The 22,058-nt window shown below is 59.7% G+C and carries 16 protein-coding genes; 11 read left to right on the top strand and 5 right to left on the bottom strand.

Features of this window, described 5'->3' with window-relative positions; translation table 11 throughout:
- Nucleotide 1: 1 nt before the first annotated feature.
- Together OPC11_RS17160 and OPC11_RS17155 are read right to left on the bottom strand one after the other, a co-directional pair.
- Nucleotides 2-970, bottom strand: coding sequence for an ABC transporter permease (locus OPC11_RS17160; RefSeq protein WP_264782723.1), 969 nt, complete (start codon nucleotides 968-970; stop codon nucleotides 2-4).
- Between the two features lie 80 nt (nucleotides 971-1,050).
- Nucleotides 1,051-2,778, bottom strand: coding sequence for an ABC transporter substrate-binding protein (locus tag OPC11_RS17155; protein ID WP_264782722.1), 1,728 nt, complete (start codon nucleotides 2,776-2,778; stop codon nucleotides 1,051-1,053).
- 166 nt (nucleotides 2,779-2,944) lie between these two features.
- On the opposite strand from OPC11_RS17155, the gene OPC11_RS17150 reads away from it, so the two are divergent.
- From OPC11_RS17150 to OPC11_RS17125, 6 genes are all read left to right on the top strand, one after another.
- The gene (locus tag OPC11_RS17150; protein WP_007980783.1) at nucleotides 2,945-4,213 is read left to right on the top strand and encodes an amidohydrolase; all 1,269 of its coding nucleotides are present in this window, start codon (nucleotides 2,945-2,947) and stop codon (nucleotides 4,211-4,213) included.
- 158 nt (nucleotides 4,214-4,371) lie between these two features.
- Entirely contained in the window at nucleotides 4,372-5,619 is a 1,248-nt protein-coding gene (locus tag OPC11_RS17145; RefSeq protein WP_264782721.1) for a M20 family metallo-hydrolase, read from the top strand.
- 331 nt (nucleotides 5,620-5,950) lie between these two features.
- Nucleotides 5,951-6,769: an IclR family transcriptional regulator gene (locus OPC11_RS17140; protein ID WP_007980787.1), complete on the top strand. Its 819-nt coding sequence runs from the start codon at nucleotides 5,951-5,953 to the stop codon at nucleotides 6,767-6,769.
- 745 nt (nucleotides 6,770-7,514) lie between these two features.
- A complete protein-coding gene (locus OPC11_RS17135; protein WP_264782720.1) occupies nucleotides 7,515-8,486 on the top strand; it encodes a M48 family metalloprotease in 972 nt (323 codons plus the stop codon).
- Between the two features lie 192 nt (nucleotides 8,487-8,678).
- The gene (locus OPC11_RS17130) at nucleotides 8,679-10,019 is read left to right on the top strand and encodes a M28 family peptidase (RefSeq protein ID WP_007980789.1); all 1,341 of its coding nucleotides are present in this window, start codon (nucleotides 8,679-8,681) and stop codon (nucleotides 10,017-10,019) included.
- A 377-nt stretch (nucleotides 10,020-10,396) separates the two neighbouring features.
- Nucleotides 10,397-10,732 (top strand): hypothetical protein, encoded by a 336-nt coding sequence (locus tag OPC11_RS17125; RefSeq protein WP_007980790.1) that lies wholly within the window; start codon nucleotides 10,397-10,399, stop codon nucleotides 10,730-10,732.
- 490 nt (nucleotides 10,733-11,222) lie between these two features.
- On the opposite strand, the gene OPC11_RS17120 is transcribed toward OPC11_RS17125, so the two are convergent.
- A complete protein-coding gene (locus OPC11_RS17120) occupies nucleotides 11,223-12,053 on the bottom strand; it encodes a cytochrome P450 (RefSeq protein WP_264782719.1) in 831 nt (276 codons plus the stop codon).
- Nucleotides 12,054-12,910: 857 nt separating this feature from the next.
- On the opposite strand from OPC11_RS17120, the gene OPC11_RS17115 reads away from it, so the two are divergent.
- Both OPC11_RS17115 and OPC11_RS17110 read left to right on the top strand, forming a co-directional pair.
- Nucleotides 12,911-13,522: a TetR/AcrR family transcriptional regulator gene (locus OPC11_RS17115; RefSeq protein WP_007980792.1), complete on the top strand. Its 612-nt coding sequence runs from the start codon at nucleotides 12,911-12,913 to the stop codon at nucleotides 13,520-13,522.
- Nucleotides 13,523-13,875: 353 nt separating this feature from the next.
- On the top strand, nucleotides 13,876-15,294 hold the full coding sequence (locus OPC11_RS17110) for a sugar porter family MFS transporter (protein ID WP_264782718.1): 1,419 nt from the start codon (nucleotides 13,876-13,878) through the stop codon (nucleotides 15,292-15,294).
- A 230-nt stretch (nucleotides 15,295-15,524) separates the two neighbouring features.
- On the opposite strand, the gene OPC11_RS17105 is transcribed toward OPC11_RS17110, so the two are convergent.
- A complete protein-coding gene (locus OPC11_RS17105; RefSeq protein ID WP_264782717.1) occupies nucleotides 15,525-18,056 on the bottom strand; it encodes a glycoside hydrolase family 3 N-terminal domain-containing protein in 2,532 nt (843 codons plus the stop codon).
- 294 nt (nucleotides 18,057-18,350) lie between these two features.
- On the opposite strand from OPC11_RS17105, the gene OPC11_RS17100 reads away from it, so the two are divergent.
- Nucleotides 18,351-19,679 carry a PQQ-dependent sugar dehydrogenase gene (locus tag OPC11_RS17100; RefSeq protein WP_264782716.1) on the top strand — a complete coding sequence of 443 codons (1,329 nt, stop codon included), beginning with the start codon at nucleotides 18,351-18,353 and terminating at the stop codon, nucleotides 19,677-19,679.
- A gap of 512 nt (nucleotides 19,680-20,191) precedes the next feature.
- On the opposite strand, the gene OPC11_RS17095 is transcribed toward OPC11_RS17100, so the two are convergent.
- A complete protein-coding gene (locus OPC11_RS17095) occupies nucleotides 20,192-20,614 on the bottom strand; it encodes a GtrA family protein (protein ID WP_264782715.1) in 423 nt (140 codons plus the stop codon).
- A gap of 154 nt (nucleotides 20,615-20,768) precedes the next feature.
- Here OPC11_RS17095 and OPC11_RS17090 point away from each other — a divergent pair, with 154 nt between their 5' ends.
- Together OPC11_RS17090 and OPC11_RS17085 are read left to right on the top strand one after the other, a co-directional pair.
- On the top strand, nucleotides 20,769-21,086 hold the full coding sequence (locus tag OPC11_RS17090; protein ID WP_007980799.1) for a thiamine-binding protein: 318 nt from the start codon (nucleotides 20,769-20,771) through the stop codon (nucleotides 21,084-21,086).
- 106 nt (nucleotides 21,087-21,192) lie between these two features.
- A complete protein-coding gene (locus OPC11_RS17085) occupies nucleotides 21,193-22,050 on the top strand; it encodes a hypothetical protein (protein WP_264782714.1) in 858 nt (285 codons plus the stop codon).
- Nucleotides 22,051-22,058: the final 8 nt, after the last annotated feature.

The following is a 22,058-nucleotide window of genomic DNA, read 5'->3' as shown; positions in this document are numbered from 1 at the left end:
ATCAGTTCCTCCCGTCGTATCGGATTCGGGGGTCGAGGTAGGCGTACAGTACGTCGACCGCGAGGTTCGCGAAGACGAACACCATCGAGATGAACAGGATGAGCGCCTGGATAACGCGGTAATCCCGTCGGTCGATGGCGAGTATCAGGAGCTTTCCGACGCCCGGCAGATTGAACACGGTCTCCGTCAGAATCGCCCCGTTCATCAGTTGGCCGAGACCGACGCCGATGACGGTGACGACCGGGATGAGTGCGTTCTTGGAGGCGTCTTTCAGTATCACTTCGCGGCCGCTGATTCCCATCGCCTTCGCCGTTTTGATGTAGTCTTGGTTGAGCGTATCGAGCATCTCGGAGCGCATCATCCGCGCGATGAGCGCGGAGTAGGCCGTTCCGAGCGTGATCACAGGCAGTATCAACTGCTGAAGGTTCGCTACCGGGTCGACCCACGGCGGCGTCCACCCGCCCGTCGCCCACGGGAAGGAGAACTGGACCGCGAACACCATGATGAGGATGATCCCCAGCCAGAAATCGGGAATGGAGATGCCGGTCAACGCGGCGATGCGCGCCGCGTGGTCCTCGATTCGGTCCTGGCGAACGGCGCTGATGATGCCGGTCGGAATGGCGATGAGTATCGCCATTATCATGCTGAGTATCGACAGTTCGACCGTCAGCGGCAGTCGCTCCACGATGAGGTCCGTCACCGGCGCTCCCTGTTGGACGGTCCAGGAGGTTCCGAAGTCTCCCTGTATGGCATCGACCATCCACAGCCCGTACTGGACGTACACCGGTTTATCCAGCCCCATATCGTGTCGAATCTGGTTGACGAGCTTTTCGTTTTGGAGCGGACCGAGCATCACGCGAACGGGGCCGCCCGGCGCGAGGTGAACCAGCGCGAACACCACGACGCTGACGCCGAGCAGGACTGGTATCGTCAGCAGCAGGCGTTTTGCGACGTAGCGTCCCATGCTCATCGCCCGATCACCTCCGCAGTAGTTCTATGTGGATTCATTCATTCACTTCCTCTGAATCGGATAACATGGTTGGTGTGCGTTTACTCGCCGACCTCGACGTTCCGGTACTCGTCGACGAACGTGCCGATGTCGTAGTTGCTGACCGAGTTGCGCCACGCTTCGAGCTTGTTCACGTAGGCGATGTCGATCTGAATCGCGTGCTCGACGAGGTACTCCTGGAGCCGGTAGACGATCTCTTTCTGCGTTTCTTTGTCCGTCGCGGCCTGCGCCTCGCGCAGCTGTGCGACGTACCACTCGTGTCCGTTCGAGTAGTCGCCTTTGGCGTCCGCTGGCGGTTCGGGTCCGCTCGGAGCGTAGATGTCCATCAAATCGTCCGACTGGTGGTGCCAGTTGTTGTGGTTGTGGTTGTTGTCCGCGTAGCCGGACTCCAGCCAGGACGTCACGACCGGAATCGACTGGCCCCAGTCTTCCATGGCGGCGTGCCACTTGTTCGTGCCGTAGACCTGGTCGAACAGGGTCGACTTGTCCACGGCGGTGACGCTCACGTCGATGCCGATGTTGGACAACTGCTCCTGGATGACGATCGCTTCGTCCTTGAACCACGAGCCCTTGGTGGCGATGATGTCCAACTCGAAGCCGTCGGGGTTTCCGGCCTTCTCGAGTTCCGAGCGGGCCTTCTTCGGGTCGTAGAGCTCCATCTTCTTGAGCTTCGGCGACGTCCACTCGCTGTCGGGATACCACGGCCCCTTCTGGACGACGCCCTGTCCGTGGAAGATTTCGTCCAGAATCTCGTCGCCGTCGATGCCGTACAGCACCGCGCGCCGGTTGTGGACGTTGCTCATCGGGTTGCCCTCCGCTTCCATGAGGTTCACGTAGAGCACCTGCGTGAGGTTGCCGGGAACCGACTCCGCCGTGATGTCAGGCTGGCCTTTCAGCCCCGAGAAGTCCTTCGGCGGAACCTTGTCCGTGAGGTCTATCGTTCCGGAGCGGAGGTTGGCGAGGCGCGTGGAGTTCTCCCCGATGAAGTTGAACTTGACCTCATCGACCGACGGAATGCCGTCCTTCCAGTAGTTCTCGTTCTTCTTCAACAGGACGTGACTCCCGCTCTTCCACTCGACGAACTCGTATGGGCCGGTGCCCGCACCGCCCGGGTCGTTCGTGAGATTCGTCGAGAGACCGCTCGGACCCTTCCCGTCTTTCGTCTCGCCGCGCGACCCCTTCGGGACGATTCCTTCGAGACTCCGGGTGAGCCACCAGTTGAGCGTGCCGAACGATTTCGACGTGTTCAGCCTGAGCGTCCGGTCGCCGACGATTTCGCTGCTCTCCACGAACGGCATCCGGCTCTTGACCGGAGAGTTGTTATCGGGGTTCAGAATCCAATCGACGGAGTACTTGAAGTCCTCGATGGTCACGTCGTCGCCGTTGTGGAACGTGATACCGTCGCGGAGCGTGTACTCGAACGCTTTCCCGCCGTTCTTCGGTTCCGGGACTTCCGTCACGAGACCGGGCTTCAGTTCCTCGTCGGGGGTCAGTTCGATGACCTCGTCGAAGATGAGGCCACCGACGGTGCTCGTGGCGGTGTCCGTCCAGAGCGCGGGGTCGAAGTTCCACACTTCCGCGGAGATGGCGACGTTCAACCGGGTCTTCTTGCCGTTGCCGCCACCGCCACCGCCGCCACCGTCGCCGTCACCGCCGTCGTCGTCGGTCTTTCCGGAACATCCCGCTAGCGCCGTTCCAGCCAGTACGCCAGCGACGCCGACGAACTGCCGTCTGTTCAGATTGTATTCGATTATGTCGTCTTCTTCCATATCTACTCTTACCTGCTTCGAAACACACCTTTTGGTGTGGTCTACCTTAGCACATGGAGATATATTATATAACTGTTTTGTTGACGGCGACACTCGTGTTCCGGTACTTTCCGTTACGATTACCTGTTCCCATAGTAGTTTAATAGTCCACCTTTGTTGTAGGGCCATGGCAGACGCCAGACCGCTCACCCTACGAGAGCTACGCAGAGACTTACACGCGAATCCCGAATCGGGTTGGAAGGAGTTTCGCACGACAGCGCTCATCGCACACGAACTCGACGAGCGCGACTACACCCTTCATCTCGGCGCGGACGCCGTTGACGAGGACGCTCGCCTCGGCGTCCCGGACGAAGCCGACATCGCAAACGCGGTCGCTCGTGCCCGCGAGAAGGGCGCGCCGGAGTCGTACCTCGAACGGATGGACGACATCACCGGACTCGTCGCCGAAAAGACGTACGGAGACGGGACGGGCCCGACCGTCGGCGTCCGGGTCGATATGGACGCGCTCGAACGCAGCGAGGCCACCGACGACGACCACCGCCCCGCACGGGACGGATTCGGGAGCACGCACCCGAACGAGATGCACGCGTGCGGCCACGACGGCCACACTGCCATCGGCCTCGGTATCGCGCGTGAATTCGACGAGAACGGCGGTTTCGACGGGACGTTGAAGCTGTTCTTCCAACCCGCGGAGGAAGGAGGCCGGGGCGGGAAACCGATGAGCGAGACGGACCACCTCGCCGACGTCGAGTATTTCCTCGCGCTTCACCTCGGACTCGGTAACGAGACGGGGATGGTCGTCGCGGCGTACGAACACCCGCTGTCGAACGCGAAACTCGACGTGACGTTCGAGGGAGCCCCGAGTCACGCGGGGAACGCGCCGAACGAGGGACGGAACGCGTTGCAGGCCGCGACGACCGCGATTCAGAACCTCTACGCCATCCCGCGCCACGCCGATGGTACGACCCGCATCAACGTCGGGAAGGTTCACTCGCCGAATCCGCAGAACATCGTCGCCGAGGAGGTCCGGATGCGCGTCGAGGTTCGCGGCGGGTCGGCGGAGCTGAACGACTACATGCTCGAAAAAGCCCGCCGCGTCGTCGAGCACGCGGCCGGAATGCACGACGTGGAACTGCAAACCGGTCTCTACGGGAAGACGACGACGTTCACGGCCGACGATGCGATGATCGACGCCGTTGCCGACGCTGCGTCCGACCTCGATGCCGTCTCCACCGTCGTCAACCGCGCCGACATGGGCGGGAGCGAGGATGCGTCGTACCTCATCCGCCGCGTGCAGGAGAACGGCGGTGAAGCGACCTACATCGGTATCGGCGCGAGCAACCCGTACGGCCACCACACGGCGCGGTTCGACATCGACGAGGACTCCCTCAATATCGGGGTCGATGTCGTCGCTCGAACCGTTCGCACGCTCTAGTCGCCGCACTTGGATACACGGTTCGCCGTCGATTGCGGGTTCAGAGCGGCTGTACCGTTAGCGAGCAGGTCATCGGGTCACGATGGAAACCGACCGCTCGCGCTGTTTTTCCACCGATGCACTGCGTTTATTACCCCCCATTTCGATTGAGCCGAGGTATGCAGGTTGACCAGGAACGCCTTCGTCGCGACATCGAACGGAACGGCCAGTTCGGCGCCATCGACGTCGAGGAAGGACACGGCAGGACGGTACTGACGGGAAGCGACGCGGACCGACGCGCACGGGAATACTTCGTTTCGCGGCTCACGGACGCCGGGCTCTCGGTGTCCGTCGACGCGGTTGGGAACATCGTCGGCCGGTGGACGCCGGAGGGGGCGGACCCCGACGCCGCGCCCGTCGCGGCCGGGAGCCACCTCGATTCCGTTCCCGAGGGCGGCATCTTCGACGGGCCGCTCGGCGTCTACGCGGCGCTCGAAGCTGTCAGGACGCTGCAGGCTTCGGACGCGGACCTCCGGCGGCCGGTCGAGGTCGTCTCGTTCACCGAGGAAGAGGGTGCGCGGTTCTCGTTCGGGTTGCTCGGGTCGTCCGTCGCAACCGGTGTTCGAACGGCCGAGGAGGCGCTGTCGCTCACTGACGACGAGGGGCGCACTCTTGAGAAGCATCTGCAGAACGTCGGCTTCGCGGGCGACGACGAAATCCGCGCGGGCGACTGGTCAGCGTGGGCGGAACTGCACGTAGAACAGGGGACGACGTTAGAATCGGCGGGGACGCAGGTCGGCGTCGTGGACGCCATCACCGGCATCACGAACTGCAGGGTCGAAGTCGATGGTGAGGCGGACCACGCGGGTGCGACGCCGATGTACGAACGGTCCGACGCGTTCACGACCGCGAGCGAGTTCGTGGTCGACTTCCGTCGCGCCGCGGAAGACGTGGTTACCTCGATCAGTCCGACGGCCGTCGGAACGGTGGGACGGTGCGACGTCACGCCGAACGCTCGAAACATCGTACCCGGACACGTCGAACTCCACATGGACATCCGCGACGTCGAGTACGAGTCGATGAACGTGCTCGCGGACCGCGCCCGCCAGTCGCTCTCGCGCCTCGAACGCGATGCGCCGGTTCGAACCGAATTCGACCGGTACCGTGACCAGCAACCCAGTCAGATGGCCGACCGATGTGTCGAGGCGGCGGTAGGTGCAGCAGAGGCGTGTGGTATCGTCCCGCAGAAGATGCACTCCGCTGCAATGCACGATACTGCAAACGTCTCGTCCGTGACCGACACCGTGCTCCTGTTCGCCCCCTCTCGGAACGGCCTGTCGCACAATCCGCTCGAATGGACCGACTGGGACGATTGCGCCGCAGCGACCGATGTGCTTGCGACGACGCTAGCACGCTTGGCTAGCTAATACTAGCGCGAACGGACGTCGTATCAGACGGTGGGTGCCACATCGTGTGGTTGTAAATAGTTGCAATCAGTATTGAGACGGGACGCATCGACTCGTTTCTCCCGGTAAATCTCTAATTCAATCGTTCGCGTTCGAATCCGGTACGACGGCCGGTTCCGTGGCCGCGTTGGGCGGTACCACCACTTTACGACGGGGCTTCTCCAGAGTCGGTAGCCCCGTTCGATGATAAGATAACAAATGTCATAATGTCTGTGAACACGTCACGTACGGTCCCTGTCGACAAATTGCAACATATACAAACAACTATAACGGTCGTTTACACAGGAGGAGTATGAGCAAGCTACCGAACCAAGGGTCGCCGTCGCGGACGTTGAGTACCGTCGTGACGGCGGTGAGCGTGATACGGGCGCTAGAGGAGTTAGGCAGCGCGACCGTCGATGACCTCGTTGACCACCTCGACGTCTCCAAAACCACGATGTACAACCATCTTGCAACACTTCGACAAACGGGGCTCGTCGTCAAGAACGGCAACGCGTACGAACTCAGTCTCCAGTTCCTGCTCCTCGGAGAATTCGTCCGCAACCAGCACATTCTCTACGAAGCGGGGAAGAAAGAAATCGAGAAGTTGGCCAAACAGACCAACGAGTACGCACATCTCTCGACCGAACAACACGGTCTCCGAATCAGCTTGTTCAAAGTACGGGGCGAGAAGGCAGTCGGAGACAAGTATCAGACGTCGAAGTTACAGAAACCAGACTATCTGCACTCCTCGGCGACGGGAAAGGCGATACTGTCGCAACTCCCGCCGGAGAGAACCGCGGAGATAATCGACTTTCACGGTCTCCCGGGCAAGACGGGGAACACCATCACCGACCGGGACGAACTCCGTGAGGAACTCGCCGAGACGCGCGAGCGGGGCTACTCCTACAACGACGAGGAGGAAGTCGAGGGACTGCGGGCGGTCGGTGCGCCGATAAAGGACCGCGACGGAAGCGTCCTCGGAGCGTTGAGCGTCTCCGCGCCGACGAGTCGGATGAAAGGAACGCAGTTCCAGGAGACGATTCCGGAGATGGTCACGAGCACCGCCAATGTCATCGAAGTGAACATCAACATGGCGGATAGGAGCTCGGACACACCGAATTTGGGATAGTTCCCGTTAGCGCGTCGGACGGGTCGGCACCGGGACTCGCTCGGCGTCCGGTTCTGTTTCCATTTCGATGTCGACGAACTAGCTACTGTTATCTACGGCCACCGAATCGCCTCCTCGAATCCGTCCAGTCGTCGGACGCGAGTCCTCACGAAACCGACATTACAACACTATATTTGTAATACCATGCCGCTTCGTGAGGTGACTCCGCGGGTCGTCCGTTTTACCGGACGTCCCCGTGGCGACTTCCCGATTCGACGTCCAATAAGGTCGATTCAAAAATTGCGCCTGTCGTCAACGGACCAGTAATATTGCACAATATTCACAATTTTCATCCATAAGGGTGAGCCAACAACGACCACCTATATTTTAGATATACAACCATTTTGGGAGATAGATGCGATATTATCGCTACTTTTCCAGTCAAATACTTATAACCTGTGAGAATAAGCTCTAGAACACAGTATTTCCCCAATTTTACACAGACGGATCGATGTTTTGAGAACGGATTTCAAAGAGGTCCGGATAGTGTATGGCATCTATCGGACTAGCCCAGCACAGACAGTTCTCTATCGGGAGACTCTCACCGACACTAATATTGTACTATTTACACAATACTAAGGTGGTGTTGACCGATCGCTCCGGAAGCGTTCGATACCCACTAAAGCCACCGCTGGTCGCCCGTCCAGGACGGTACACGTGCGTGTTTTCCGACAACCGTTTTGAGTGTGCAACCCCTATAGAAGCTATGTCAGTCCCATCTCGTCGGCCGCGGGGACTCGCGGTTCTGGTTGGAGCGTGGCTGCTCGTTCTTGCTGGCGTCACCGTCCTCTTGGGCTCTCGGATGGTCGGTGTGCTCCTCTCCAGTACGTCTCTCCCGTCAGTGCTGCTCTTTGCAGGAGGGAGTGCGCTCGTTTTCGGGTACGTGAGCTATCGGATGAGCACCAAGCGTCTCCTCGTGGGTCTCAATACGACTCCGCTTTCGGACGTCCGGGCTCCGAGCATCCACGCGAGCATCGAGCGGCTGACTCGCAGGATGAGTATCGACCGACCGGAGGTCTACATCGCGCGGCTCGGCCAACCCAACGCGTTCGCGCTGGGGAGTCGGACGCTCGTGATCGATTACTCGCTCGTCCGGTTGCTGACGCCCGCGGAACTCGAAGGGGTCCTCGCTCACGAGCTCGCCCATCTCGAAGGCTACGATAGTCTCCTGCAGACGCTGGCCATGAGTCTCCTGCGAATGGTAGCGAGCCTCGCTCTCGTGGTAGTGCTCCCGCTCGTGATGGTTACCTCATTGGCTTGCTGGGGACTTTCGCTAATCATGGGTCGACCGGTGCGAGGCCCCGACAGCGTTGGGAGTGGCGTACGACGTGGACTAACGGGGTTAGTGATGGGTTTGCTCGTCGCTCCGACGGTCGTACTCCAAGCCTACTCTCGCCGCCGCGAATACGCAGCGGACCGGCGAGCCGTGTCGGTCCTCGACGAGCCACTGTCGTTCGCTCGTGCGCTCGAAAAGATTCAGCGCGCGAACGAACCGGGAGGGGGACTGCTCTCCTGGTTCTTCCCGGTTCGTGATCGTCGCACGGAACAAACGCCGCTGGAACGAGCGTTCGCAAGTCACCCGCCGACCGACGAGCGCGTGCGCCGCGTTCGTGAGGCCGCGAAGGCCGCCGAAACGAGTCAGGAGGCGGGTCAGTGGCACCGCGTCGAAGTCAACTGAACTCACCGTTCTATCGTCCCGTTCTCCTTCCGACCTCCCTCGTCCTCCCCCGTCTACTCCCCCTACCGTTCCCGCCGAATCGGGAGTCCGTCGTCGGTCGGCGTGCGGTCGCGTACAGCAGGGGTCGATTCGGCCACAACGCTATTTTCCGAGATACATACGTTTTTAGACTATCGCCACACGACTGGAGTCATGACTCGCCTCACAGACGCCATCGTCGGAGACGCCTACCGGAGCGATTTCTCGTGGCAGGTTCTCGAAGATCTCGTCGACCTCGAAACGCGGATGGCCGGACAGAAAGAGGAGAAAGCGGGAGCGAAAATACTCGAAGGCTATTTCGAAGCAATAGGATTGCGGGACGTCCACCTCGACGAATTCGACATCGACGGCTGGTGGCGAGGGTCCTCTTCTATCGAGACCGCAGGCGGCCACGACCAGCAATACGTGAAGGATTATCAGGTCATCGCGCTCCCGGGGACGCCCGCCGGAACCGTCGAGGGCGAATTGGTCGACGTGGGGTACGGTCGTCCCGAGGACTTCGAGGCGGTCGACTGCGAGGGCAAAATTCTGATCGCCTCCAGCGATACGCCGGACGATTACGGCCGCTGGATTCACCGGATGGAGAAGTACGTCAGCGCCGCGAACGCCGGTGCGGTCGGCTTCATCTTCCGGAATCACATCGCTGGCTGTCTCCCCCCGACGGGTGAGGTCGGCTACGATAACCGCCCCGGTCCGATTCCGGCGGTGGGCGTCTCGAAGGAACTCGGCGAGCGTCTCGTCCGTCACGCCGAGGACGACGACCTCTCGGTGACGGTCGATGTCGACTGTCGGAACGAGCCTTCGACGTCCGTCAACGTCGTCGGCGATATCGGACCCGACACGGACGAAATGGTTCTGTTGACGGCACACGTGGACACGCACGACATCGCCGAGGGCGCGAACGACAACGGTGCAGGAAGCGTGCTGGCAACCGAAGTCGGTCGTCTGCTCGCGCAAATGGAGGACGAACTCGAAACGCGCGTTCGCGTGCTCGTGTTCGGTTCGGAAGAGATCGGCCTCAAAGGAGCGTACCACGCCATGGAGACGTACGACCTCGACGACGTGAAATGCATCGTCAACATCGACGGTGCTGGCCGAGACCGAACCCTCTCGATAAACGCGAACGAGTTCGACGAGATTCTCGACGCCTTCGAAGACGTGACGGACGAACGCTCGATTCCGCTCGTCTCCAGTAACACCGTCTCTCCGCACGGAGACCAGTGGGCGTTCGTACAGGAGGGCGTCCCGGGCGCGATGGTCTCCTCGACGAACCCCGACAAGAGCGGTCGCGGGTGGGGTCACACGCACGCCGATACGCTCGATAAAATAGATATCCGGGACCTCCGCGAGCACGCCGTTACCATCACGAACGCCGTCTGCGCACTCACCGAGACCGACCGCGACGTGCCGAGTCGCTCCCGCGAAGACACACGCGACCTGATCGACCCCGGTTACGAGCAGGAACTCAAACTCGGCGGTCGCTGGTCGTATTGAACACCGGTTTGTGATTCGGGAGCCTTCGGAGAGATAGGTGCAATAGGTGCCTCAGGTGGCTGTTCTCGTGTTCGCTTCACTATCGGTTATTCGTCGGACTCGGAGAGCAGTACGTACTAGTGCACTTCGTCACCGATTCGTTTGGAGTTCCAACAATGGTCGCCCATCTGACTGTCTTATTTTCGAACAGTTGCACAAAGCATTTACCGAAGGGCACGAAGGACGAAGTGTGGCGCGGTTGCCTCTGACACCCTGAATGGGTTCCCACACGGGTCTGGCGCCATCACTCCCGACCCTCCCCCCTGCCCCGCCACACCCTCCTCCCTGCTCGCACGCGTGCCATGGTGTGCCACTGAGCAGGGAAATCCGCTTCAGACATGGATCGAACGACGCTAGCGCCGGTTTTCGTTACGTACTCCGTCATCGCTGGTGGAGTGACTGTTATCCCACTCGCCTACCTCTATGGTCGTGCCATCGTTCTTCTCCTGATCGCGTCTCTGTTCGTCGTGTCGCTCCTCCACGCTCGCACCGGAACCGGGCCGACGATGACGATGGAGGGAGGCGGTGGAGAAAGCGACTACACCGAATTAGACGCCTCTCAATCGATAGTCGGCACGTCGTATTCCCTCCCGGGCAGCGGGCGGACAGCGCTGACGTTCTACTTGGTGGGACTTATCCTGTGGTGTCTCGGTACAGCCCCGTTCGTCATCTAACGTCGAAGCCGGTATCTTCACTCTATCCTCGACTGGACGATTGCCAATACCGGAATAGACCGGCCGTTCCCGCCGCGTCAAGCGGAACATCGTGTCGGGTAGAACGCTTTCGGGGTGGGCATCGAACGGTCCCGCAGGCTTTTCCGACAGCACGGAGTGTGTCTACTACCACCATGGGACTCGTGAGCAAGCTCAAACGGCTCGTCACCACGAGGAGTGATGCACGGTTCGAATGCCAGATGTGTGGTGAACCCTTCGACACCGCCGCAGGAATTTGCCCCGAATGCGGTGGACAAGTCACGGAACGGGAGTGACCGGGACGAGCTACTCGATAACTGATGACGCGTGGAACTGCCGTCTGCGGGTAGTTGACGGCCGTTATCTCACCGTGCGCCGAACCACCGGCGGAATAAGCGATGTGTGTCGGTTTGGAGTTTCGAAACGGGGAGACGGACTGGCAAATCCCGGTTACCCCGACGAATCGAGGCGGTCAGTTCCCCGTTTCAAGACGGCAAGGGAAGGATTTGACGCCGTAAAGGAACGTCTGGGGGGACAAATCGGAGAGGTCGGGGTTGATCACTTCAAACCGATCCAAAAGTTTCTCGAGAGCGATGTCCGCTTCCAATCGAGCTAGTTGCGCACCCAAACAGAAGTGAATGCCACCGCCGAACGCGATGTGTGGATTCGGAGACCGTTCGGGTCGGAATTCCTCCGGCGAATCGAACCGAGCGGGGTCCCGGTTCGCCGATCCGACCCTCGCTAAAACCAACTCACCCGCATCGATTCGTCGCCCGCCCAGTTCGACCGGTTTCGTCGTCACGCGTCGGACGGTCTGGGCCGGTGACCGGTACCGAAGGACCTCTTCTATCACTTTCGTCCGACTGACTGCTCCCGTCCGAACCGCGTCAAACAAGTCGTTCTCTTCGAAGCACCAGAGGGCGTTCGTAATGAGATTGACCGTCGTAACGTTGCCAGCGATGAGCAGTGTCAGGCAAAAGCTAATCTTCTCCTCGTGGGTCAGTCCATCGTTCATCGCGGCGAGCGTGATCAGATCGTCACCGCTTCCAGTAGCACGTTCGGAGATCAGATTCGAGAAGTACTCCCTCATTTCACGTTGCACGCGTGCACGGCGTCGCTTGTTGGATTCGATGGCTTTCTCGTCGCCCGTCAAAGATAGCTCGGTAGCCGCTTTCGACCACGTGAGGAACTGATCGTAATCGTCGCGCGGGAGACCGAGCAGGTCCGCAATAATCGTCACGGGATACGGGTGTGAGAATTTGTCGATGATGTCGACGTTCGCCCCCGAGTCGATATCGTCCAACAAGTCATCGGCGATTTGCTCGAATCGCGCTCGGTGTTCCGCTATCGACCCGGGTTGAAATCGACTGTTAACGAAATTCCGGAGACGCCCATGGGCTGGCGGGTCGGCTCGAATCATGGATGGCGCTCTATCCGTATCGAAGTCTCGATCGACCAGACGGATGTCCGTACTGGCGACATCGGAGGCGTACGTTTCATGGTCGCTCACGATCTGCTTGACGTCCTCATATTTGAACACGTCCCATCGTCCACGCTGATCGTCGTATCTCACGGGGTGTTCCCGCCGCATCTCGGCATACCAGTCGAACGGGTTGAGTTGTGCTTGTTCGCTGGCCAGTGCTTTTGGGGGCGTACGAAAGGCGACACCTTGGTTCGATGAGGCCATAATTTAACGACCGTTTAGTAAATCATAGGTCTTTTGTCTACCTGTCGTAAGCGAATACCCGGAAAGTAGCGTCTAATAACCCACACAATAGTCCGTTCGAGTCGCACACCGCTCGTTAGCGACCTTTAATCACGTGTTTTCCGCACAAACATGCACCCTGAATAATTATAATTGAGACCAACTATCTTTGAATATTGGAGTTTTATAACCACTTACACCAAAGATCACCAAAATCAGCCTGTTCTAACGAACGTTATCAGAAGCGAGCGCCGTTCCAGCCGTAGACGGGGCCGACCAGTGGAGTTCCACCGGGGTCGGACAAAGGAATTATACTTACTGAACGGATAGTAACCGATGTGACAGAACCGGTGCCTCGGAGAGAACGTCCGAGTGTCACCTTACTCCATACGTAACTTGGTTCCGAGGTGTAGACACCCTCAACACTTTGAATTTAATACCATCGACACAATACAATGACGTCTTCTGATTCATCCGGTGAAAAATGGACCTCCGCCGAAGAGGAGATCATGCGGGCAACGTATCGAGCGTTGCTTTCGCACGGCTACGCCAACCTCTCGATGTCCCGCATCGCCGAAGAACTCGACAAATCGAAAGCTGCACCGTACTACTATTACGATTCGAAAGATGAACTCTTAGTCTCGTTTCTCGACTATTCCGTCGATCAGTTCGAGGAGACCATCGATACTCGTGAGAGCGACGACCCGAAAGAAACGCTCGATCGCGTCATTGAGAAACTCCTCCCCCTCCAACCGGACGAAACGGAACAGCAACTTCAGACGGTGCTGGTCGAACTGCGCGCCCAAGCGGTAACCAACGGGGCGTTTCGTGAACAGTTCACCCGACTCGACGAGAAAATCGTAACCGCGATCCACGAGATAATCCAGCAGGGTATCGACGACGGCGTGTTCCGTGATGTCGATTCGACGCGTGTCGCCGAGCACATTCTCGCCACCATTACCGGTACAAGGTATTGCCATGCGACGACGAACCGTGAGACCGCGATCGCTGTGACCCGTGTCTCACTATCATCGTACATCGATTCCGAACTGAGAAAGCGTCCGTAAACGGCGGGAAGTACCGCCTCAAAGTGAACTTCGAAAGCAGATTCCGATTCAGTTGCGTCCGTCCCCGTATCAATCCGGAAACGATGCGGGTTCGCACGGTCGGTTGACATCCGTGCGCTCGGTTCCGATATCCTCGATAAAATATCAGAATACCCACCACTTTGCGTCAGAGTATTCACAATCACGAGACGGTCGGCGGAGGACACCGGTCGTGCTTCCGGGTACCGGGGGAGAAGTAAACATATGAACGGTAGTATAATGATTAAAACCCCATATGTTTATAATGTTCTTTCAATGGAGAAATTTCGAAACTTTTCTAACTGGAAGCAGGGCAATACTGTAGACACTCTCCCATGGCTACAGTTGACAAAGAAGAGATACAACCGAATGGAAGCAATCGGTTTATCTATCTCACTGCTGCGTTAGCCGCACTCAACGGATTGTTGTTCGGATTCGACACGGGGATAATTTCCGGTGCGTTCCTGTACATCAATGATACCTTCGCCATGTCTCCACTCGTCAAAGGTATCGTCATGTCCGGGGCGATGGCTGGCGCCGCACTCGGTGCTGCTACTGGTGGAAAGCTGGCCGATAAGATAGGTCGTCGTCGACTCATCTTTCTCGGGGCCATCGTGTTCTTTATCGGGTCGCTAACGATGGCAATCGCGCCGAATGTACCCGTGTTGGTCGCGGGCCGTCTCATCGATGGTGTCGGGATCGGATTCGCGTCCATCGTCGGGCCGCTCTACATCTCCGAAATAGCACCGCCAAAGATTCGAGGAGCACTGACCTCGCTGAATCAACTCATGGTGACGCTCGGTATCCTCATCTCGTACTTCGTTAACTACGCTTTCGCCGATACCGGCGATTGGCGGATGATGCTCGGTACCGGAATGATTCCGGCCGTCGTCCTCGCTATCGGCATGGTGAAGATGCCCGAAAGCCCCCGCTGGCTCTACGAAAACGGTCGGACGGACGATGCCCGGACGGTTCTGAAACGGACTCGAAAAACCGGCGTCGATGCCGAACTCGCCGAAATCGAGAAAACGGTCGAAAAGCAATCCGACAGTGGTTTTACCGACCTGCTCGAACCCTGGCTGCGCCCAGCACTGATCGTCGGACTCGGACTCGCCGTCTTCCAGCAGATTACCGGAATCAACGCCGTCATGTACTATGCGCCGACGATTCTCGAATCGACCGGATTCGGAAGCGCGACGTCGATTCTTGCGACCACCGGAATCGGCGTCATCAACGTCGTCATGACGATTGTCGCCATCGCGCTTATCGACCGCGTGGGTCGGCGGAAGCTGTTGTTGGTCGGAACCGGTGGGATGATTGTCACGCTTAGTATTCTCGGTGTCGTCTTCTACGTCCCCGGCTTCAGCGGGATTCTCGGGTGGGTCGCGACCGGCAGTTTGATGCTGTTCGTGGCGTTCTTCGCCATCGGGCTCGGACCGGTCTTTTGGCTGCTCATCTCCGAAATCTATCCGCTCTCCGTTCGTGGGAGTGCGATGGGGACGGTTACCGTCGCCAATTGGGGTGCGAATTTGCTCGTGTCGCTGGCGTTCCCGATGCTGACGGCAAATATCGGGGAATCGTCCACGTTCTGGCTGTTCGGTATTTGTAGCCTCATGGCGTTTGTGTTCGCCCACAGACTCGTTCCGGAGACGAAAGGAAGGTCGCTTGAGGAGATCGAAGCCGATCTTCGTGAGAGCATCACCGACCCGGTTGCCGGAACCGGAGAGGGAGCATCTGCGGCCTCTCGCGAGTAGAAGGGCGGCTCTCTCCGTCAGTACGGGCTCTCTCCATCCGTACGGAAGGTCTCGCGTGTGACGCTCCCATCACAGCGACACTATTACGAGATATCGTTCCGAACCGCCGATCCGATTTTGCAGCGCCGCATCCACGAGAGTCCCTCATTATAGCGATAAATCGCCATTCGCTCGTCGCCGACCACCCGCGAGCGAACGGATTGTGGTGCCGTCCGTGAGAACGAGGAGCGTTACTCCCCCTTCGAAAGTCGGTAGATTTCGAGAACGTCCGAGACGGTGACTTCGCCGTCACCGTCGGCGTCGAATCGACCGGGGAGGTGACGCACGCGACCCACGCCGCAGGTAGTCCGAACGGTAAGCGTACTCGTCATATCGCTGTTCGTCCCGACGGTCAGCTCGTACTCCCCGGCCTCGACGGCTTTCGGACCCAATGCTGGGACATCGCCCGGGACGACTTCCAAGGCTTCCATATCGACTTCGACCTCGACGGTTTTTCTCTCGCCGGAATCGAGGTGAACGCGCTCGTAGCCGACGACTCGGCGGTCGCGGGTGATGACCGAACCGTAGAATTCGGTGTTGAACACCTCCACGACGTGATCACCCGCCACGTCGCCCGTGTTCGTAACGTCGACGGTAACGGTCACTGTTCGGCCCGCGCGGGGATTGCCGACGTTCGACGGCGAAACGGAGAGGTCGGAGTACTCGAAGTCCGTATAGCTCAACCCGTGCCCGTAGGGATACAGCGGTTCGTGCCGACTCGACGGCCACGCATTGTGGTAGTTCGGAACGTGGCCGACCTGCTTCGGCCACGTGAACCCGAGCCTCCCGGAGGGGTTGTTTTCTCCGAGGAGCGTCTCGACGACGGCTTTGCCGCCGCCACTGCCGGGTTCACCGGCGAACAGCAGTGCGTCGAGATGCTGGAAGGTCTCGTCGTTGCCGCGCGGACTGCCCGCGTACTCCACGCCGACGATGGTCGTGTCGTCGCTGGTGTTCTCGACGACGGTCTGGAGAATTTCCCGCTGCGTCTCCGGGAGTCGAAGTGTGTCACGGTCGCCGAATCCTTCGTTGTGTGGACCTTCGCCGAGAACGACGACGGCGACGTCTGCGTCAGGAGCGGCACTCTCGACGGCACTGCGCTGCTCGTCGGTGAAGCCGTACTCACCGTTTTCGTTGGTCGAGTCCTCGGGAATCGACCACCATTGCGAGCGGTCGAAGTTCGTCGGGACGTGCGTGAGTTGGCCCCTGCCGAGTGCGTTCTCCAGTTCCGCTACCATCGTCGTACCGGTCGGACGAGGGCCGCCGTCCGTGAGCGAGCCGCCTTCGATTCCCTGCCAACCGAGGGTCCAGCCGCCGTACTGCATCAGGATACGGTTCTCGATACCCGTCTCGGGGTCGATTCCCGGTCCCGTGACGAGGACGTTTTCGGTGCCCGAAAGCGGCAGCGCCGAGGGACCACCCTCCGTCACCGGGTCGTTTTTCAGCAGAACCATCGACTCGCGGGCGAGGTCGGTCGCCACCTCCATCGACTCGTCGTTGCCGACGAGGGAGGCGAGATTCGACGAATCGGCGTACGGGTTCTCGAACAGCCCGAGACTCCGCTTGAGCTGAAGAATTCGCCTGACGGACTGGTCGATGCGCTTCTCGGAGAGGTCGCCGTTGGAGACGAGGGTCTGAACGTGAGCGATGAACTCGGGTGGGGTGAGACCGCCGCCGCCGAGCATTACCATGTCCAACCCCGCCTCGATAGCGGCCTCGACCGCACTCCGTCGGCCGTCCTCGGTGTCCGGGAAGTACTGATGGCGGTCGATCATGCGGAAGAGGTCGTTCCAGTCGGAGATGACGACGCCATCGAAGTCGTACTCCTCCCTGAGGACGTCGGTCAACAGCCACCGCGAGGCGTGCGCCGGGATGCCGTTCACGGAACCGCTGTTGACCATGACCATTCCGGGGCCTTCCGCGATGGCGACCTCGAACGGCGGGAGCAGCGTTTCTCGAAGGTCGCGCATCGAGACGTTGGCTGCCGCCCGGTCGTTGCCGTTGTGGGGGACTTCGTACCCCGCGAAGTGTTTGACCGTAGACGTCACGCGGTCGTTGCTTTCGAGGGCCCGAGTCCGGGCCGCCGAGATGTCCGAAAGCACCTTCGGGTCTTCGCTGATTCCCTCGAAAAACCGCCCCCAGCGCGGGTCGCGTTGGAGTTCGATAGTCGGAGCGAACGTCTCGTGACAACTGGTGGCTTCGAGCACCGCCGCCGTGTGTCGCTCGGCCCGTTCGATGGTTTCGGGGTCACGAGTCGCACCCATGTTGAGCCGGTTCGGGAACACGGTCGCACCGTCGAGGTAACAGGCGCCGTGGACGGCATCGACGCCGTAGAAGAACGGAATCCCGTGCGGGGAGTTGTCGATCATGTACTCCTGAAGCGCGTTGACCTTTTCGACGAGTTCCTGTGGGTCCGTCGTCGGCGGAAGCGACCCGCCGGAGAGCAACGACCCGGCGGCGACCTCCGAGATGAGGTCTCCGATTTCCGAGACGTCCTGGAAGGTCGAATCCGCCTCCGGGTCGAGACTGTTGACCACGGGCTGGATCATCTGCCCGGCCTTCTCGGCGATGGACATATCGTTCAGCATCGCGCCGACCGTGTGTTCATCCGCCGCCACGCCCTGTGCGGTCAGACCGACCGTAGTCGCGGCAGTTGCAGCACCGGTCGCTTTCATAAACGTCCGACGAGAGTGACCTTCACTACTATTATTGTTAGTTTCTCGCATCCGTGTCCACCATGTGGATGAATATTAATTAATATTACCCAAATTATAATAATTAATCTATATTCTGAGCATATTATGAATTCTGATAGTACTCTCCGATACCGGTACAGTCTTCGTTCGTAATCAGCGAATCGTACCCATCGAGGAAACCGCAATTGGACCCGCGATTGGAGCGATAGCAATGTTCCCGAAGGAAGTGAAACGATTCAGGTCCGATAGGAAGACGGCCTGTCTACAACTGAAAGCGATGAACTACCCGGATTTCTTTTTGCATCGGAGCTCGAATCAGTGACCATGAAGCGGCGACGGTTTCTCAAAGCGGTGCTCGCCGGTTCGACGACCGGACTGGCCGGCTGTGGACGACCGCCCGGGCGCGACGGTCAATCGAACACGACTGACGCATCCGAGACAGCGACGACGAGAGGAAGCCTTCCGAATGCGGTCGGTCTTCAGACGCTGGCCAGCGGCATGCAAACGCCGCTGGACGTCGCCTTCTCACCCGACGCCGACCGTCGCTACGTCGCCGAGCAGACCGGTCTCATCCATCTTCACGGGGCGAACGGTCTCCGAGAGAAACCGTTCCTGGACCTACGGGATACCGTCGAAGCAGGGGGAGAGAAGGGACTGCTGGGAATCGCGCTCCACCCGAACTTCGCCGAGAACCGCCGCTTGTTCGTTCGATACAGCGCTCCGCGACGGTCCGGAGCGCCAGCCAACTTCAGCCACACGTTTGTCCTCTCGGAGTTTGTGGCGACCGAAGACGGCGGCCGGGCGAAGCGCGACTCGGAACGCGTCGTCTTGGAAATACCGGAGCCACAGAGCAACCACAACGCCGGGGACATCACGTTCGGAGCGGACGGGTACCTCTACGTGGCGGTGGGCGACGGCGGTGGTGGAGGCGACCAAGGAACGGGGCACGTCTCCGACTGGTACGGCGCCGTCGGTGGCGGCAACGGACAGGACGTGACAGAGAACCTCCTCGGGAGCATCCTTCGTATCGACGTCGATACTCGGGCGAACGGGAAGGGCTACGGTATCCCCGACGATAACCCGCTGGTCGGTACCGACGGTCTCGACGAACACTACGCGTGGGGATTCCGGAACCCGTGGCGGTTTTCCTTCGACCGCGGCGAGTTCTTCGTCAGCGACGTCGGACAGAGCAGCTACGAAGAAGTGAATCTGGTTCAACGGGGAGGCAACTACGGGTGGAACGTAAAGGAGGGAACCCACTGCTACGAGGCGGATAACTGCCCCGACGGGACACCCGGCAGCGTCCGAGGCGGCGAACCGCTCGTCTCGCCCATCATCGAATATCCCCACTCGGGCGGTTCCGTCAGCGGAATCTCGGTTATCGGCGGCTACGTCTACCGCGGGTCGGCGCTTCGGGCGATGGAAGGAGCGTACATCTTCGGCGATCTGCAGGCTGGCGGGCGACTGTTCGCCGCGACGCGACCCGACGGGGGCGGTCAGTGGCCGACGCGGGTCGTCACGGTGGCCGGGGACGACGGACGGAAGATAGAGCAACTATTCTCGTTCGGCCGTGACGCCGCGGGGGAACTGTACGTCCTCGGCAGCGGGGCCGATGGCGACGGCGGGCTCCATCGTATCGTCCCCGCCGGATGAGGAGTTTGCGGTGGGAGCAGCGATCGACGGATGGCGAAGTCACGGTAGCGCGATTAGTTCGTGAGTGAGAGATCGAGGAAGCCGACCCGAACGTGATCGTCATGCAGAAGCGGCCGCTCTTCGGAAGCTAAGGCTCCGGATGAGAACGTGGGACTGCTACTGGGGAGAAGTTCGAACCGCAGAACTCCCACAACCAGCCAAGCGCGGCAGCGTCGCATAGCTGACTTCGGGGAAACACTGTGACTGGTTGTGAGAGTGCATCTGAATCATTAGACGGGAGGTTAAAACTCGTTACGGTAGCACAAAAACTAATTGTAGTAACCCACATGCGAAAGATGGTAACACGTGTCATATGTCTTGTGAGAGAGTGATTCGACCCCGGTCCCGTCGTCCGTTTCACTCGCACCCTCGTCCACACTCTCGTGACGCGAGCTGGCTGTTGGGTCACACCGGTCCGCGCTCGGTCTGAATCGGTCTCGAATCGTCGAATGCGGCGCTCGTTTCCTCCGCGTTCACCCCCACGTCCAACGGGCATCGAGAACGTACCGATAGACGCCGCTGATAGCGATGGCAACGGCGTTGGCGATGAGATACAGGATATCCCCCGTGTTCACGAGGACGTAGAGGATGCCGAGTTGAATCGGGATGGCCGATCCACGGACGACGTTCGTTTTGAACAATCCAGTGAGGTAGTCGCTGGTCGTGGAGTTTCGGGACGCGTGGAACGTCCACGCGTTGTTGAGCGTATACTGAAATAGAATCGTGATCTCGATGGCTATCAACGCGCCAAACAGGTAATTGAGACCGGCTCTATCGACGAACATCCAGAGGAGGACCATCTGCACGCCCGCGGCGACGCTTCCGACGATTACGAAGCGTCGTAACTGTGGGAGCAGTGTGCCGCGCCGGAGGTCACGAAGGAACTCCCGAAGCATCTCTACATACACCAGTGGTTCAGACGGTGTATCCCTGTCGCTTCTCACTCGAGCGTTTCGGTCCGTGAAATCGACGGCGATTCGGGTATCACAGTGGACCAGTCCGATTCGACCATCACTCGGTTATATTACCCGGGGATTCGAACGTCGGGCTATGACCGTCACGGCAATGCTCACCGTCGCGCCGCTCGACGACGCGACCGCGGATTTCGACGCGGAAATCGCGAAGGCCATCGACGCGCTGGACGACTTCGACGTTCGGTACGAGACGCACCCGATGGAAACGACGATTCAGGCCGACGAACTGTCGGAGGTGTTCGCCGCGGCCCAGGCGGCGACGGAGGCCGTCGATGCGTCACGGACGCTGACGACGTTGAAGATAGACCACTTCCGAGAGGAGACGCTCGACGTAGACGAAAAGGTAGAACGCGTCGAGCAACACCTCCAGCGGCCCGCACGAAGCGACCGCTGAGCGGCGGGGATCCGAGATTCCGTTTCGACCACCGAACCGGCCCGGTGTTGGAGTGTATCGTGATTCGAATCAGAAAACATTCATAACTCTACTTATCAGAGAATGTATGAGACGCCGCCAGTTCCTCGCAAACGGAACCGCCCTTCTCTCCGTCTTCATCGCTGGATGTGGCCATCCACCCGTCGTTTTGGATATGGACGGCGCGACGGCGAACGATATCGCAGACGAAGTTTCGATGGCCCCCGAGCCCGATTCCGAAGAATATACGCTCGTCACGTCGGCTCGCGGGAACGGATCGGCGACGCGGAGCGGGGCGTACGAGCTGTTCGACGCCACCAACATCGTCCGGATGGGAGACGCCTTCTACGAGGTTTCGGAGACGCGGCTCGAAAGCGACGAGACGACCGTTTACGATGTCCGCATCGATTTCGACCCGGACGATTCGACGCCGGAGCTCGGTGCGATAGAATACGACGACCTGCCAGCCGCGGACCGTAACCGCCTCGATTCCATCCCGTCCGAGGAAAACACGTCCGACCGAGGGCGACGCGATATCGGTATCCACTACGGGACCGCCGAGGAGGTGGGAAACGAATCGGTGTTCGTTCCGAGGCAACGGTACGACATCATCATCCGCGGTGAGAATCGATATCGGGTTGGAGTCGACACTCGAACGGTAACCGAAGCGGAGTACCGATACGAGGTGACGGAGGTCGCACCTGACGTCGATACGTTCGCCGACCGGATTCGGGAGCGGTACTCGTTCGAACTTACGGACCTCTCCGATGCCGAACGTGCGGTCGTCGAGGAAGCGACCGACGGAGGGTACTTCGAAGACGACGACGCCTTCCGGTCGGTGATCGACCGCATCCGGGGACACGAGGGGATAGACGTGGCAGATACCTTTGGAACGTGGCTCGTCGAGTACGAACGCGCCGAGTATATCACCTACGCCGAATGGTGACGACCATC

Source organism: Haladaptatus sp. T7 (assembly GCF_026008575.1).
Taxonomy (GTDB): domain Archaea; phylum Halobacteriota; class Halobacteria; order Halobacteriales; family Haladaptataceae; genus Haladaptatus; species Haladaptatus paucihalophilus.
The sequence above is the reverse complement of the archived record's forward strand: the minus strand, read 5'-3'. Positions and strand labels throughout refer to the sequence as shown.